The 14,241-nt window shown below is 64.9% G+C and carries 12 protein-coding genes; 6 read left to right on the top strand and 6 right to left on the bottom strand.

Annotated elements, in window-relative coordinates; all coding sequences use genetic code 11:
• Positions 1 to 687 precede the first annotated feature (687 nt).
• Positions 688 to 2,139 (top strand): adenosylhomocysteinase, encoded by a 1,452-nt coding sequence (gene ahcY / locus A3E1_RS0107420; protein ID WP_020520119.1) that lies wholly within the window; start codon positions 688 to 690, stop codon positions 2,137 to 2,139.
• On the opposite strand, the gene A3E1_RS0107415 is transcribed toward ahcY, so the two are convergent.
• Positions 2,140 to 3,051, bottom strand: coding sequence for an RDD family protein (locus A3E1_RS0107415; protein WP_020520118.1), 912 nt, complete (start codon positions 3,049 to 3,051; stop codon positions 2,140 to 2,142).
• Between the two features lie 64 nt (positions 3,052 to 3,115).
• Between A3E1_RS0107415 and A3E1_RS39340 the strand changes: the two genes are divergently transcribed.
• Positions 3,116 to 4,138, top strand: a complete 1,023-nt coding sequence (locus A3E1_RS39340) for a stage II sporulation protein M (RefSeq protein WP_020520117.1) — start codon at positions 3,116 to 3,118, stop codon at positions 4,136 to 4,138.
• Here A3E1_RS39340 and A3E1_RS0107405 read toward each other — a convergent pair.
• The 5 genes from A3E1_RS0107405 to A3E1_RS39335 are packed head-to-tail and all read right to left on the bottom strand — an operon-like array spanning position 4,061 to position 9,087.
• The gene (locus tag A3E1_RS0107405) at positions 4,061 to 5,368 is read right to left on the bottom strand and encodes a DUF58 domain-containing protein (RefSeq protein WP_020520116.1); all 1,308 of its coding nucleotides are present in this window, start codon (positions 5,366 to 5,368) and stop codon (positions 4,061 to 4,063) included. The genes A3E1_RS39340 and A3E1_RS0107405 overlap by 78 nt on opposite strands.
• Entirely contained in the window at positions 5,368 to 6,318 is a 951-nt protein-coding gene (locus A3E1_RS0107400) for an AAA family ATPase (RefSeq protein WP_020520115.1), read from the bottom strand. Before A3E1_RS0107400 ends, A3E1_RS0107405 begins: the two co-directional genes overlap by 1 nt.
• 2 nt (positions 6,319 to 6,320) lie before the next feature.
• Positions 6,321 to 7,628, bottom strand: coding sequence for a DUF4350 domain-containing protein (locus A3E1_RS0107395; protein WP_020520114.1), 1,308 nt, complete (start codon positions 7,626 to 7,628; stop codon positions 6,321 to 6,323).
• Entirely contained in the window at positions 7,625 to 8,194 is a 570-nt protein-coding gene (locus A3E1_RS0107390) for a DUF4129 domain-containing protein (protein ID WP_020520113.1), read from the bottom strand. The genes A3E1_RS0107395 and A3E1_RS0107390 overlap by 4 nt, the downstream gene beginning before the upstream one ends.
• Positions 8,191 to 9,087, bottom strand: a complete 897-nt coding sequence (locus A3E1_RS39335; protein WP_020520112.1) for a hypothetical protein — start codon at positions 9,085 to 9,087, stop codon at positions 8,191 to 8,193. Before A3E1_RS39335 ends, A3E1_RS0107390 begins: the two co-directional genes overlap by 4 nt.
• A gap of 151 nt (positions 9,088 to 9,238) precedes the next feature.
• Between A3E1_RS39335 and mtrA the strand changes: the two genes are divergently transcribed.
• The 4 genes from mtrA to A3E1_RS0107365 are packed head-to-tail and all read left to right on the top strand — an operon-like array spanning position 9,239 to position 14,065.
• Entirely contained in the window at positions 9,239 to 9,928 is a 690-nt protein-coding gene (gene mtrA, locus A3E1_RS0107380; protein ID WP_020520111.1) for an MtrAB system response regulator MtrA, read from the top strand.
• Positions 9,929 to 9,988: 60 nt separating this feature from the next.
• On the top strand, positions 9,989 to 11,626 hold the full coding sequence (mtrB, locus tag A3E1_RS0107375; protein WP_083929431.1) for an MtrAB system histidine kinase MtrB: 1,638 nt from the start codon (positions 9,989 to 9,991) through the stop codon (positions 11,624 to 11,626).
• Positions 11,623 to 13,341 (top strand): LpqB family beta-propeller domain-containing protein, encoded by a 1,719-nt coding sequence (locus A3E1_RS0107370; RefSeq protein WP_020520109.1) that lies wholly within the window; start codon positions 11,623 to 11,625, stop codon positions 13,339 to 13,341. Before mtrB ends, A3E1_RS0107370 begins: the two co-directional genes overlap by 4 nt.
• A 4-nt stretch (positions 13,342 to 13,345) precedes the next feature.
• On the top strand, positions 13,346 to 14,065 hold the full coding sequence (locus A3E1_RS0107365) for a ComF family protein (RefSeq protein ID WP_040390626.1): 720 nt from the start codon (positions 13,346 to 13,348) through the stop codon (positions 14,063 to 14,065).
• Positions 14,066 to 14,241: the final 176 nt, after the last annotated feature.

Raw genomic sequence — 14,241 nt, 5'->3', positions numbered from 1 at the left:
AACGTGCGCCCGGGCACTCGGCCTGACATAACGTGAAGCCCGGCACCTGGGCGCGGACTTTCCGCGGCCGAGTGCGCTGTGGGAGTTCAGTTTCACGCTCGGTGAAGCCCGGGCACTCGGCCTGACATAACGTGAAGCCCGGCACCTGGGCGCGGACTTTCCGCGGCCGAGTGCCGGGCTTCACTTCCCCCCGGTTTGGTTCCCTCGCGCGTGGCTCGGACTTTCGTCAGATAACGCTGCGTGGTTATAGAGTCACACTCCGTGTGATCTCTGTCAAGCAAAACCCGACAAGTCGGATACCAGACTGTCACCCAAAAGATCCACTTCGGACAGCCACTGTCTGTCGTTGATCCACAGCCCAAAACCGGCTCGAGAATCCCGTTTTTCTGCCCTTCCCGGGCTGTGGTTCACGCTTGAAGATCATCTAGCCGGTGTGAAATGAGCCCGGGAAGCGCGGACATGACTGCCTCGCGGGAGGGAGGGCCGGGACCACGGCGGGCGCCGGAAAAGGGAAAGCGGAAACAAAACCGGGGACGTCACGGCAGGGGAGAAAGCGCAAGCCCGCACGGCATGCGTGGCCAAGGCTGCCCTAAGGGCATGCCGTAGTGTTGGCGTGAACACCTCGACGCGCGGCCGGAGTGTTGCGCGTGCGCGGAAAACGTGGTCAGCCGACCGACTGGAGTAGTAATGACCCGCACTCTGACCGCCGACGATTTCAAGGTCGCCGATCTTTCCCTTGCCGCTTTCGGGCGGAAGGAAATCCAGCTCGCTGAGCATGAAATGCCCGGCCTCATGGCCGTCCGGAAGGAATACGCCGCAGCGCAGCCTCTGCGGGGCGCTCGTATCGCAGGTTCCCTGCACATGACGATCCAGACCGCTGTTCTCATCGAGACGCTGGCGGCGCTGGGTGCCGACGTGCGCTGGGTGAGCTGCAACATCTTCTCGACCCAGGATCACGCCGCCGCGGCGATTGTCGTGGGCCCGAACGGGACGCCTGAGGCGCCTAGTGGCATCCCGGTTTTCGCCTGGAAGGGCGAGACGCTCGAGGAGTACTGGTGGTGCACTGAGCGTCTGTTCGAGTTCGCCAACGGCGAAGGCCCGAACATGATCCTCGATGACGGTGGTGACGCCACCCTGCTGGTGCACAAGGGCCGCGAGTTTGAGCTCGCTGGTGCCGTGCCCGCGACGTCTCCTGAAGACTCGGAGGAGTACAGCGTCATCCTCGAGGTGCTGCGTAAGTCGCTGGGCAACAGCCCGAACAAGTGGACCCAGATCGCCGCTGGCATCAAGGGCGTGACGGAAGAGACCACCACGGGCGTGCACCGCCTCTACGAAATGCAGAAGGCCGGAACGCTGCTGTTCCCCGCGATCAACGTCAACGACTCGGTGACAAAGAGCAAGTTCGACAACAAGTACGGCTGCCGCCACTCGCTCATCGACGGCATCAACCGCGCGACCGATGTGCTCATCGGTGGCAAGGTCGCTGTCGTGCTCGGCTATGGCGACGTTGGCAAGGGCTGCGCCGAGTCTCTGCGGGGACAGGGCGCGCGGGTCATCATCACCGAGGTCGACCCCATCTGCGCGCTTCAGGCCGCGATGGACGGATACCAGGTCACCACGCTCGAAGACGTCGTCGAGACCGCCGACATCTTCATCACGGCGACCGGTTGCTTCGATGTCATCACCGCCGCTCACATGGCGCGCATGAAGCACCAGGCGATCGTGGGCAACATCGGCCACTTCGACAACGAGATCGACATGGCCGGTCTGGCCAAGACCCCGGGCGTCGAGCGGATCAACATCAAGCCGCAGGTCGACGAGTGGCGCTTCGCCGACGGGCACTCGATCATCGTGCTGTCCGAGGGACGTCTGCTCAACCTCGGCAACGCGACCGGTCACCCGTCGTTCGTGATGAGCAACAGCTTCACCAACCAGGTCATCGCGCAGATCGAGCTGTTCACCAAGCTCGAGCAGTACCCGCTGGGCGTTTACACGCTGTCCAAGCAGCTCGACGAGAAGGTCGCCCGGCTGCACCTGTCAGCGCTGGGCGTCAAGCTCACGGAACTGACCAAGCCGCAGGCCGAATACCTTGGTGTGGCAGTGGAAGGGCCCTACAAGCCCGAGCACTACCGCTACTAGTTAGCTGACCGGCGACGCCGGCCGCAGCCCCGGATAAGTGGGCGACGCGGCCGGCGTCGCTGTCGTTGGAGCGCTCAACGGCACGAACAGCTCTGGCCACAGTTTGGCCTGGGTGCTCCTGTGCCGGGTCAAGCGAAGCGCCGCCCTCCGGTGCCGTTCACCCACGACCGCCGCCAAATAAGCCCATCCGGGCGTATCAGGGGGAGGCGCCGGCGTGGTCTGGCTGAGCAGCTCCTTCGCCAATGCCTCACCGAGCCGTGTGCGATGTGGCTCCTTGAACGACCGGCTGCGCGCCAGGAAGTGCCGTGCGGCAAGGGCTAGCCGATCGTCCACATTGGCCAGATCGAGCGTGGCCGCCCACTCCTGCAACGGAACCGGTGTCGAGGGCACCCAGCCCCAGCTGGCGGGAGAGCGCTCGTGAATGACGATCGTGCCCGCAGCCAAGTCGGCTAGGCGCTGCGCGCGGCCCGAGCTGACGAGGATGCCGAGGCTGATGATCCAGCTGAACCCGAGCATGACGCCCGGCCACTCCAGCGCTGTGCCCACGAGGGCGCGGGTGAAGGACTGCCGCCACGTGAGCGGGCCACCGTCGGCGCGCAGAACCCGTAGCCCCATCACCATCTTGCCGGGTGTGCGCCCACGCATGAGCTTCAGGCAAATCGTGGGATAGCCGACGAACATGAAGGCGACCAGCACGATCACGCCGACCTGCACGAGCGGAATGCCCGCCGACGGGAAGTAAACCGCGAAGAGCCCGAGCAGCAGTGTCATCGGAATCATCAGCAGATAGAAAAGGAAAATCTGCACGACGACATCGATAAGGAGCGCGAGGACACGTGAACCCGCGCGGGCGAGCCGGATGTCGAGATCGACCGCCTCGCCGCTGACCAACCGCACCTCTGCCACGGACATCGCCACAGAGTACTAGCATGACGCCCCTGAGGTTGTCTCGGATAATGAAGGGTCTGGTGGCGCGGTGGATCTCGATGCCTATGTGGCAGAGCACCGGGGCGAGTGGCGTCGCTTGGCCTATCTGAACGGACGGGCGAAACTGACCGCTTCGGAAGCCGACGAACTCGTGCTGCTCTACCAGCGCGTGGCCACGCAGCTGTCCGTGGTGCGCAGCCGCACACCGGATCCGTCCCTCGTCGCCGAACTCTCCCGGCTCGTGCTCGCGGCCCGTGCGGCCCTCACCGGCCCGGCGAAGTTCGACTGGCGGCGGTTGCCACGCTATTTCTTCCGCGATGTGCCGCTGGCGTTCTATCTGGCGCGACGGTGGTGGCTCACGCTCGGGGCACTGTTCTATACCGTGGGCGGGATTGTGCTCGTGTGGGTGGCCAATGACGTCACCGTCGCCGAGTCGTTCGGGCTCGGCCCGGATGAGATCGATTCTCTCGTCAACGGCGCGTTCGTCGGCTACTACTCGGAGTTTTTCGCGCCCAGCTTCGGATTGCTGGTGTGGACCAACAACTCCTTCATCGCGGCCATGTGCCTCGCCAGTGGTGTGCTCCTAGCGCCACCGTTGTTCATTCTGTGGAACGAAGCCGTGCGGTTCGGTGTCGTCGGCGGTGTCATGACAGGAGCGGGCCATGGCGAGACGTTCTTCGGATACCTTGCGCCCCATGGCTTGCTGGAGCTGACCGCGATCTTCGTCTCGGCCGGTGTCGGCATGCGCATCGCGTGGGCCTGGATCGACCCGGGACCAATCCTGACCCGGGCTCAATCGCTTGCCGCGGCAGCGATTCAGGGCATGAACGGTGCCGTTGGCCTCGTCGGTGTGCTCGCCGTTTCCGCACTGCTGGAGGCATTCGTCACGCCAGCGCCGTTCCCACTCATCATCCGCGACATGGTGGGACTGATCGCCTTGCTGGCTTTCTTCGTCTACGTCTGGGTTTTCGGCCGGGCCGCCAAGGCCGAAGCCTTAGAGACGGCCGGCGGCCTTGAGGGCGAGATAGGCGTCAGTGACCTGACTCGCGAACGTGCTGGCCGGGCAGTCTAAGACGGACACTCCGTTCTTAGCCAGGGCAACGGAAATCTTCTGCCGTTCCATCAGCGCACGGGTGCCGGCCGCGACCTCGTAGACCGACGTAGCGTCCGTCACCGGGGTCGAAGCCAGCTCGGCTAGCGCCGGATCGTGCACAGCGGCGATCAGAACCTGATGGCGGGCAACAAGTTTCGGCAAGACCGGCAGCAGGCCTTCGCCCAGCGCGCCCGGCTCGAGCGCCGTGAAAACCACGACAAGGGAACGCTTGCGCTCACGGCGCAGGATCTCGCTGATGATGACTTCGAAGTCGGTTTCCACGAGCGAGGGCTGCAACGGGGCGATGGCGTTAACCAGCTTCGGCAGCAGGCCGCGGCCGGTCACCCCGCTGACGACGGCACGGGCACGGTTGTCGGCCGCGATGAGATCGACCTGATCGCCCGCCTCCTGTGCCACGGCAGCGAGCAGGAGAGCGGCATCCATGGCGGCGTCAAGGCGGGGCTCGTCGCCCACGCGGACCGCGCTCGTGCGTCCGGTGTCCAGCACACAGACGACCCGGCGGGACCGCTCTGGGCGCCACGTGCGCAGCATGACGTCGTTGCGGCGGGCCGTGGCACGCCAGTCAATGGAGCGCACGTCGTCGCCCGGAACGTATTCGCGGAGGGTGTCGAACTCGGTGCCCTGGCCGCGGCCGCGGATCGCCGTCGCGCCCTCAACCTGGCGCAGCTTGGCGAGTTTTTCCGGCAAGTGCTTGCGCGACTCAAACCGGGGCAGCACCCGCAACGTCCAATCAGGATGGTGCGTCGCCTGCTTGAAAGCCAGCCGCAACGGACCGAAACTGCGGATCGTCACACCGAGCGAGGGCCGGTCACCGCGACGGGTTGGCTTGAAGTCCTCGGGCAGTGCCACCCGTTGCCCAGGCCGAAGCGAGAACGTGTAGTTGTGCTTTTGCAACCCGGCTGACGGCACCCACGCGTTGCGCACGAGGAGCCTAGCTGTGCCATCCTGTCCGTTGTGGACGGACAGTTCACTAGACGCCTGCTCCCCGAGACGGACCGCCGTGTCTCCGGATCGCTTGAGCCGCAACGCTTTCGGATCGGCAGCCAGTGCGAAGTCAATGGACACGGCAAGGACGACCACGACAGCGATCACAGCGACGGCCGACCACGGTGGCACGCCCGCTGACACCGCGACGGCGCCAGGGACCAGAGCCGCGAGAATCAGTGCCGCGGTGCGGATCGTCACCATTAGCGTGGTGTCGGAACGGTCGCCAGCACGCTTTCGAGCACGGCGTCGGTGGTCGCGCCCTCCAGCTCGGCCTCCGGGCGCAACCGCAGCCGGTGCCGCAAAGCGGGCCGCGCCATGACCTTCACGTCATCGGGCGTCACGTAGTCGCGTCCAGACATCCAGGCCCAGGCTTTCGACGACACGAGCAGAGACGTCGCCCCACGCGGCGAAGCACCGAGCTCGACCGAAGGCAGAGCACGGGTCGCGCGGCACAGGTCGACGACGTAGGCCAGGACCTCCTCGGCCACGGTCACCCGCTGCGCGGCTTCCCGTGCCGCGGCGAGGTCCGCCGCCGTCGCCACGGCCTTGATGCCCGCGGCGGCGAGGTTACGTGGATCGAAACCGGTGTGGTGCGCCCGGACCACGCCGAGTTCATCGTCACGCGAGGGCAGCGGAACCGTGAGCTTGAGCAGGAACCGGTCCAGCTGAGCCTCGGGCAGCGGGTAGGTGCCCTCGTGCTCAATCGGGTTCTGCGTCGCGGCGACGATGAAAGGCTCCGGCAGCGGCCGGGTCACGCCGTCGGTTGACACCTGCCGCTCCTCCATCACCTCAAGGAGAGCCGACTGCGTCTTGGGCGACGTGCGGTTGATTTCGTCTGCCAGCAACAGGTTCGTGAAGACCGGACCGTGGCGGAACAAGAACTCCACCGTGCGCGGGTCGTAGATGACTGAGCCGGTCACGTCACCGGGCATGAGGTCTGGAGTGAACTGGATGCGCTTCATCTCCAGATCGAGGGCGGCCGCGATCGAGCGCACCAGAAGCGTTTTGGCCACGCCGGGCGGGCCTTCGAGCAACACATGGCCGCGGCACAGCAGCGCGATCACGAGGCCGGCGACAATTCCGTCTTGTCCCACAACAGCTTTGGCGACTTCGGCCCGAAGCCGGCCGAGTGCTTCCCTAGGGTCGCTCATTCTTACTTCTCCCTACCATTGCGGGTGACGTGTTCCACCAATTGCAGAAGTTCGATCGTTCGGGACTCGAGCTCGGCGTCGTTTTCCGGGCTCGGTCCAAAGAGGATGTCGGCCAGCTGTTCCCGAGGACGCCCCAGCTGTGCCGCGAGCGCGTCCAGCAGAACCTCTCGGTCGGGCTGCGGCGGCAGGCCCAGCGTCTGCCCAATCCGGCGGCGGGCTTCCAGCCGCAGAGTGTCGAGCGCTGCCCCGCGCGCTTTGGCACGCCGGTAAAGGCGGCTGCGGCCGATAGCCGTTTCCGCGCCCTTGACTTCGATCGGCAGCGGTTCGGTCAGCGGTGCGCCCAGCCGCCGTCCCCGTGCGATAGCCAACACCAGCGCGGCGAGGGCAAGCATGACGAACAGCGGCACGAGCCAATTCGGGAAGGGACTAGGCGCTTCCATCGTCGCGGTGCTGTCGGCTGTCTGGCGCGGGCGCGGTGAAAATGTCGTCGACTGCTTCGGCCGTGGGCTCGCGTCGGGACGTTCGACCTCCCGGCCCGGGGCCAGTGACGGAATCGGCTTTCCGTTGGGCGGAGGACTCTGCTCCGAATAGGTCAGCGGGTTGGGCTCGGCCGCGTGCAGATCCAGCCAGATGAGGGTCGGCCGGGCGCTCAGCAGATCGGTGGCCAGCTGTGCATTGTCGTTTTCGGACAGACGGTCGCCGCGGAACGGGTCATCGCTGCCGGCCAAGACGAACTCGATGCCGTTGAACGACAGCGACACCAGGCCCTGCTCGAAGCAATACTTGCCGATGAGTTCGTCTTCAGGAGACAGCCATTCTGTGTACCGAGTGCGCGTCACCGCAGCGCGTTTGGCCGTCGTTAGCTTGCACTCCGGGCCAGCGCTCGTGACCGCCGTGGCCCAGCGTCGCTGCGCTGCCGCCGCGCGCGGCACGGCCTGCGCCAGCTCGGCGTCGCCTGGCTCCACCATGACGATCCGTGACCCGGCCGGACTCTGGCGCAGCATCCACAGATACGTCGGGTTGACGTGCTCAGGCGCCGGGACGAAAAGCGTCGCCTTGCCGCCCATCGACCAGAAAGCGGTCAGCGCGTCGGAGGTCTTCGTCTCGCGCCGGACGGTGATTCCCTTGCCCTGCAACGTTTCAGCAAGCTTCTGCGCCGAGGTCTCACCAGCCACCGTTGGCGACAGGTAATGCGGGTCCGACGAATCGGGCTCGGCGAGCCAATGCGGCACGAAGACCGCGATGTTAAGCAGGATCAGAATGATGAACGGGATGGCGATGCGGTGCCAGCGGCGGCGTTTCTTCGTCACTTGCGGCCTCCCGCTAGCTCCGCCGTCAGCTGATCGGCATAGCCGCGCATGCGGGCGTCGTGCTCGGACAGGGCGGGCACCTTCGCGTACCAGATCTCGCTGAAAATGACGGACGCTTCCGCGACCGGCGGTCCCGTGGCAGCACGACTCGTGCCGGCCTCACGGGCCAGTTCGGTGACTGTCCAACCTGGATGGTGGGTGATGACGCCGGAGGTGACGAGCGCCCGCACCATGGAACGCAGTCTTTCGCGGACTGCCTCGGCGAACTGGCCTTGGGCCGCGAAGCGGTCGGCCAGCGAGGCGAACAGGGCGGGATCGACCGCGGGCAGCTCTTCGTCGCTGTCGGCCACGGCGTCGAGTTCCTCGTCGGAAAACTCCAGTGCCTCGTGTTCCTTGGTGCGTTTGCGTCCCCGGCCCAGGCGAATCCGGCGTAGAGCATTCCACCAGCTCGGCCACATGAACCACAGGATCGCGATGATGAGCGCGAGCACCAGGAGGATGACTTCGGTCAGCGCGAGCGAGAAAACGTCGTCCCACACGGCGACGAGTTCGTTCCAGACTCTCATCGAGCGGCCGCCACGCTGTCAGGGGTTAGCCGTGAGTGCTGCTCGGCACGGCTGAGCCAGATGTCCAGGCCCTCGGTGCGGAACCGGATTTCGGCGAGCGCCGCGGCATCGAGCGCGGCTAGGAAGACATAGGCGGCGGCGTTGGCGATCACCGTGCCAGCGGTCACCACGATGAACGCGGCCGTCTCACCGAAAGTCACGTAGTCAAAAAGCGAGAGCACGCCGATGGAAAAACCTAAGCGCAGCAGTGCCCACGCGAAGAACCCCAGCAGGCGCACCCAGGTGACCCGCATCCCGCCGCGGAAACTCAGCGCACTAGCCCGGCCCAGCGCGGCGAAGGGCACCCGCCGGTCCTGCCCGGACACCGCGCCCGTTAGTCCAAAGAGGACAAAGACGATTAACCAGAGGGAGCCCAGCGCGAGGCCGAGGAGAAAAGCGATCCCGGGCTCGGCGGACATGCCGCCCAGCAGGTAGGTCAGCACAGTGAAGACGAGCCCGCTGGTAAACGGAGCCAGCAGCAGCATCCACCAGTGGGCCGCGACGATTCTGAGCGCCTCGATGGGCCGCCCTGGCGTATCGCTCAGGTCGGCGGCCATGGAACGGCCCGCGCTCACACCGAGAATCACGATGATGGCTGACTCGAACGTGAAGCCCACCGCCAGCAGCAGCCAGGCCGGGCCAAACGCGTCCTCGAAATCACCGGCGAAGCCGGTCACCACGTGATAGCCCATGGCTTCGCGAACCGGGTAGAGCGCGGCCTGTTCCACAAGGGCAAGCGCCACACCCACCGCGAGCAACGGCCAGGCCCGCCGGCGAACCAGCTCAGCCGCAGCGTCGAGCAACTCGCCGACGGTGAGGGGGCGGCGAGGCAAGGCGGCAGGCCGGTCCGACAAGATCGCTCCAAGCTGAGGGGGTCAGCGTCACATACTGGCATGGTCTGGCCACCCTGGTGTGACCCAGGGCTCGGCCGATCGGCCAGTTACCTATAGACCAAACTGTGAGGCTGGTTCATGACGGTGGTCTTGAGGTGGAATATTGGACCTCATGAGAGCCCGGGTCCTGGTTGTTGATGATGATCCCGCACTTGCTGAGATGCTCGGCATTGTCCTGCGGAGTGAAGGTTTCGCCCCTTCGTTCGTGGCCGACGGCGAACGTGCCCTAGCCGCGTTTAGGGAGACGAAGCCCGACGTCGTCCTCCTTGACCTCATGCTCCCCGGCATGAGCGGCCTGGACGTCTGTCGCGCGATCCGTGCCGAGTCCGGCGTCCCGATCGTGATGCTGACCGCGAAGAGCGACACCGTCGATGTCGTGCTGGGACTGGAGTCCGGCGCCGACGACTACGTGGTGAAGCCGTTCAAGCCCAAGGAACTGGTCGCCCGCGTGCGGGCCCGGCTGCGCCGGGGCGAAGACGTCACGCCGGAAATGCTGAACATCGGCCCGCCCGATAACCAGATCAGCATCGATGTGCCCGCGCATACGGTTACCCGCAACGGTGACGAGGTCAAGCTGACCCCGCTTGAGTTCGATCTGCTCGTGGCGCTGGCCCGCAAACCGCGACAGGTTTTCACACGTGAGGTGCTGCTGGAGCAAGTTTGGGGCTACCGCCACTCGGCGGACACCCGCCTTGTCAACGTTCACGTGCAGCGTCTTCGCGCGAAGATTGAGCCTGACCCTGAGCGTCCAGAGATCATCTTGACTGTTCGTGGGGTGGGTTACAAGGCGGGGACCAGCTAATCTGGGCAGACCGTGACCACCCCTGCTGATCACCCTTCTGCGCACCGCCGCGCCGCCGAGATGGCGCGGCGGCTAAAGCGATCCCAAGCGGTGCAAACGGCGGTCGCCTACGCCCGCCCGGTGCTCCTGCGCGCCCGCCGCACCTGGCGGCGGTCCCTTCAGCTCCGCATGGTCACGCTCACGGTGCTCATTTCTGGCGTTCTCATCACCGGCTTCGGTGTGATCATGGCCAAGGGTGTCAACAACTCCCTGCTCGAGGCCGCCCGCAAGGGCACCGAGGCGCGCGTCGACGCTGGCGCGAAATATCTTGCCGGGGAACTCCAGCTCATCGACAACGGTGAGGTCGCCGGCACCGACAACTTCGTGGCGAAGAGGCTGGTGAGTCTCGCCGACGCACCCAATCAGGGTTCAAATATCACCGTCGCGGTCACCTTCTCTAAAGCGACCCGGTCCAACCTGGAGCCGATGGTCGCCTGGCCGAGCAAAGACATCGCCGAAGGCGCGATCACTCAGGACTTGCGGCGGCGGGTCGAGACGCTGGGCATGAAAGCCCATCAAGTTGTTTCCACGCCAGCGGGAACCTTCTTGGTATACGGCGTTCCGGTCTACACGGAGTGGAGCACTTATCAGCAGGTTGAGCTCTACTACGTCGTCCCGCTAACGCGCGAAATCGAAGTGTCCTCCGACTTTCGCGCCACGCTCAGCCTTGTGGGGACGCTCCTGGTAATCCTTCTGGCGATCCTCGTGGTCCTGGTGACGCGCCTCGTCGCGCGGCCGGTTCGTCAGGCGGCTCAGACCGCGCAGCGCCTTTCGGCGGGTCTGCTCGATGAGCGCATGGAGGTGAAGGGCGAAGACGAGCTGGCGCTGCTCGCTGACGCGTTCAACCAAATGGCCGCGAATCTCCAGCGTCAGATCGTGCGCTTGGAAGACATGTCCCGCCTACAGCGCCGGTTCACCTCAGACGTTTCGCACGAGCTGCGCACTCCACTGACGACAGTCCGGATGGCAGCCGACCTGATCCACTCAGAACGGGAAGCCTTCGATCCCGCGGTCGCGCGCAGCGCAGAGCTGCTTCAGACAGAGCTGGACCGCTTCGAGGAACTACTCACGGATCTGCTGGAGATCAGCCGTTTCGACGCTGGGTTCGCGATGCTTGAAGCCGAACCATCTGACGTGGTCGCGCTAGTGAGCCGAGTCGTTGATCGCCTTCAGACGGTCGCTTCACGTGCGGGAGTTGAGGTTCAAGTCGTCGCGCCGGGTGCGCCTGTCATCGCCGAGATTGATACACGCCGGGTCGAGCGCATTCTGCGCAACCTCCTGGACAACGCGATCGACCACGCTGAACGCCGCCCGGTCGCCATTCACGTTGCGGCAGACCATAATGCGGTCGCTATCTCGGTTCGCGACCAGGGCATGGGCCTAAAGCCGGGTGAGGAAAAGCTGGTATTCAACCGGTTCTGGCGCGCGGACCCGTCACGCGCGCGGCAGACCGGTGGAACCGGGCTCGGCCTTTCCATTAGCTACGAAGACGCCCGCTTGCATAACGGATGGCTCGAAGCCTGGGGCGCTCCCGGTGAGGGCGCAGCGTTCCGGCTTACGGTGCCCACCCGGGAGGGCGGCCGCCTGGTGAGTTCTCCTCTTCCTTTGAAACCCGCGAGGGTACCGGATCAGCTCGCCACGTTTGAGGTGACCGCATGAGACGTGCGCTAGTGCCGATAGCCGGCCTCATCGCTTGCCTTCTGCTGTCCTCCTGCGGGATCGGTCCGTCGCGCGTTATCGATGACCATCCGGTAAAGCCCGACGACCGGACTGGGACTGGAAATGTCAGTGCCCTCAAGGAACGCGGCGAGCTCGCGATCGGCACCGCCGAAATGCTCATCAGGGAATATCTCAACCTCGCGGCGGCCGACAATGTCGAGCGCCGCAAGGTTTTGCTCGGCAGCTTCTTCCAGGACCCCACCAGTGGTCCAAAGGCGGACGGTCCGGTTAACGTGGTACGCCTGCCGGTCCCCTTCCCAGACCCAGCCAGGCAACCGGACCAAAGCCTTCAGGTGAAGCTCACCGTCGACCATCTCGGTGAACTCAAGGACGGTCTGCTCATTCCAAGCAGCAAGGGAAAGCAAGAAGTCATCTTCACGGTGGTGGAGCGCAACGGCTCACTTATCCTGAAGGATCCGCCAACGGAACTACTGCTTTCGGCCGACGCGCTCAACGAGCTGTTCCAGAAGCGGGCGCTCTACTTCTGGTCTGGGCCCAATCTGGTCCAGGATTTGCGTTACGTCCCAGAGGCCGCGACGATCGAACAACGCGCGACTCGTTTGCTCGGCATGCTTTATGGCGAGCCCGCTGACTGGCTTAAGCGCGCGGTCAGCAAGCCACCGGGGGAAACCAAGCCGACCGCCGCCGTGTCCACCGAGGACAACAATCTCGTGGTGACCCTGTCGAATGTGCTGGCGGAGCCAGAGCTAACGAAGCTGGCCGAGCAACTCGCGCGCACGCTGCTAGAAGCCCCCTACACAGCAAGCGGTTTGCAGATCCGGGTGCAGGGGCAGATCTTGAAAAAGAACTACTTGCCAGATCCCCGGGCGGCCGACACAGGCCGGTTCTGGCGATACGGCATTGTCGATGGCAAGGTCTACCGCTTCAAGTCGCCAGGAACTGTTGCTGTGCCAGGCTTTTTCGGACAGACCTCAAATCCGCTGAATCAGAATGTCGCCGAGGTCGCGTTCGCCCGCGACGAAAGCGCGATCGCCCTCCTGCGCGTTGAAGGTGGAAAGCAGCAACTGGTGTTGGTCAATTCCACTGGCGGCGAGACATCGGCGGCTGGTCTTCCGTCGGCCGGGCTGTCTCATCCCATGTGGATTAACGCCAAAACACTGCTGATCCGCGGTAACGAAAAGATTTATCAGGTCGATGGCGCAACGGGTGCCATAACCGCCGAGAACGACATCGAGGGATTGACCAACTACGCGGTTGCTAGCGACGGGCGCCGCGTGGCGCTCGTGATGGGCGAGCAGGTGTATCTGGCAGTGCGCAACGACGAGGGTCAAATCCTGCTGGAGGACCGGCAGTTGGTGAAGACTGGCTTTTCCGCCGTGTATGCCGTCGCGTTCGAAGACGCACGCAATCCCGACCGTCTTTTCGTTTCCGGGCTAAGCGGTTCCAATGTCTACATTGGAGTCGTCAACGCCGATGGCACCGACTGGGTGCGTTACAACCAGGCCTTCGGCGCCCCGATCCGGCACTTATCGGCAGGGGGCGGCCAGGTGCTCTTCGAGGTCCCAGGCTGGGGCTCGTTCCGCGGCCAGCAGGTGGACGACTCGAAAGTCGACGAACTCATCGCCGAAGTCGACTGGCAAAATGGCGTCAAGCCGCAGCAGGTTGTGATCCACTCACCCGTGTTCCAGGGCTGAGGCGTTGGCCGGGTTGGTGCAGGCGCTCGCTGATCTCGTGCTGCCCGCTGCGTGTGCCGGCTGTGGTGGCGATAGTCCAGACCTGAACTATGGCGTGTGCCCGCCATGCGTTCGCCTTGTGGAGCGTCTGGAGCCCATGAGCGCCCGGCCAGATCCGGCTCCGGAGGGATTGCCCCCGACGGTGACTCTTGGCGAATATGGCGGCGTCTTGCGGGAGCTGATCATAGGCTTCAAAGATCGGGGGCGGCACCGGCTCGGGCGGCCGCTGGGCGGCCTGCTCGCTGAGGCGGTCGTGGCAGCTGTGCCACCGCGAGTGCCGGTGCTGTTGCTCTATGTGCCGGACACAGCGGCCGCGGCGCGCCAACGTCACGGGGATCACATGCGCCGTCTCGCGACGCTCGCCGCCGCTCGTTTACGCGATTCCGGTCGCTTCGCCGCAGCTTCCCGTGCCCTGACAGCCAGGCCCGCCGTGGCCGACTCGGCCGGGCTGACGCAGATTCAGCGAGCGGAACTCGCTCAAGAACGTTTCGTGGTCCGTCAGCGGGGCATAGCAAGAACACGTGACCTTGCTGGACAGGCAGCCGTAGTGCTCGCCGATGACATCATGACGACCGGTTCGACGCTCGCGGCAGCGGCGCAAGTGCTTGCGGCATCGGGAATTTCCGTCGCCGCGTGCGCCACTCTGGCCGCGACACGCCGCCGTTTGCCCGGCTTGATCACTTGAGGTACCGATCGGGCGAATCTCGTGGAAACTCTCTTGGGACAAGGGGTGACGAGAGGCTTAAGAACGGCTAGCGTCAGAAGCCAACCACCTGATGTGAGCAGGGAAGGGGCTAGATCGATCACGCCCTATGAGTGGGGCAGGGTGGACGCCTAAACCGCTTGTAACAGACTGTGGAG

Origin of the sequence: Catelliglobosispora koreensis DSM 44566, assembly GCF_000379685.1 — a bacterium.
In the GTDB taxonomy this organism is placed as follows: domain Bacteria; phylum Actinomycetota; class Actinomycetes; order Mycobacteriales; family Micromonosporaceae; genus Catelliglobosispora; species Catelliglobosispora koreensis.
This window is presented reverse-complemented; position numbering and strand designations above follow the sequence as displayed.

Bases quoted from the DNA above. Each gene is read 5' to 3' on its own strand.
- ahcY (WP_020520119.1), top strand. From the start codon at position 688: ATGACCCGCACTCTGACCGCCGACGATTTCAAGGTCGCCGATCTTTCC.
- A3E1_RS0107415 (WP_020520118.1), bottom strand. From the start codon at position 3,051: ATGTCCGTGGCAGAGGTGCGGTTGGTCAGCGGCGAGGCGGTCGATCTC.
- A3E1_RS0107405 (WP_020520116.1), bottom strand. From the start codon at position 5,368: ATGGTGACGATCCGCACCGCGGCACTGATTCTCGCGGCTCTGGTCCCT.
- A3E1_RS0107400 (WP_020520115.1), bottom strand. From the start codon at position 6,318: ATGAGCGACCCTAGGGAAGCACTCGGCCGGCTTCGGGCCGAAGTCGCC.
- A3E1_RS0107390 (WP_020520113.1), bottom strand. From the start codon at position 8,194: ATGAGAGTCTGGAACGAACTCGTCGCCGTGTGGGACGACGTTTTCTCG.
- mtrA (WP_020520111.1), top strand. From the start codon at position 9,239: ATGAGAGCCCGGGTCCTGGTTGTTGATGATGATCCCGCACTTGCTGAG.
- mtrB (WP_083929431.1), top strand. From the start codon at position 9,989: ATGGCGCGGCGGCTAAAGCGATCCCAAGCGGTGCAAACGGCGGTCGCC.
- A3E1_RS0107370 (WP_020520109.1), top strand. From the start codon at position 11,623: ATGAGACGTGCGCTAGTGCCGATAGCCGGCCTCATCGCTTGCCTTCTG.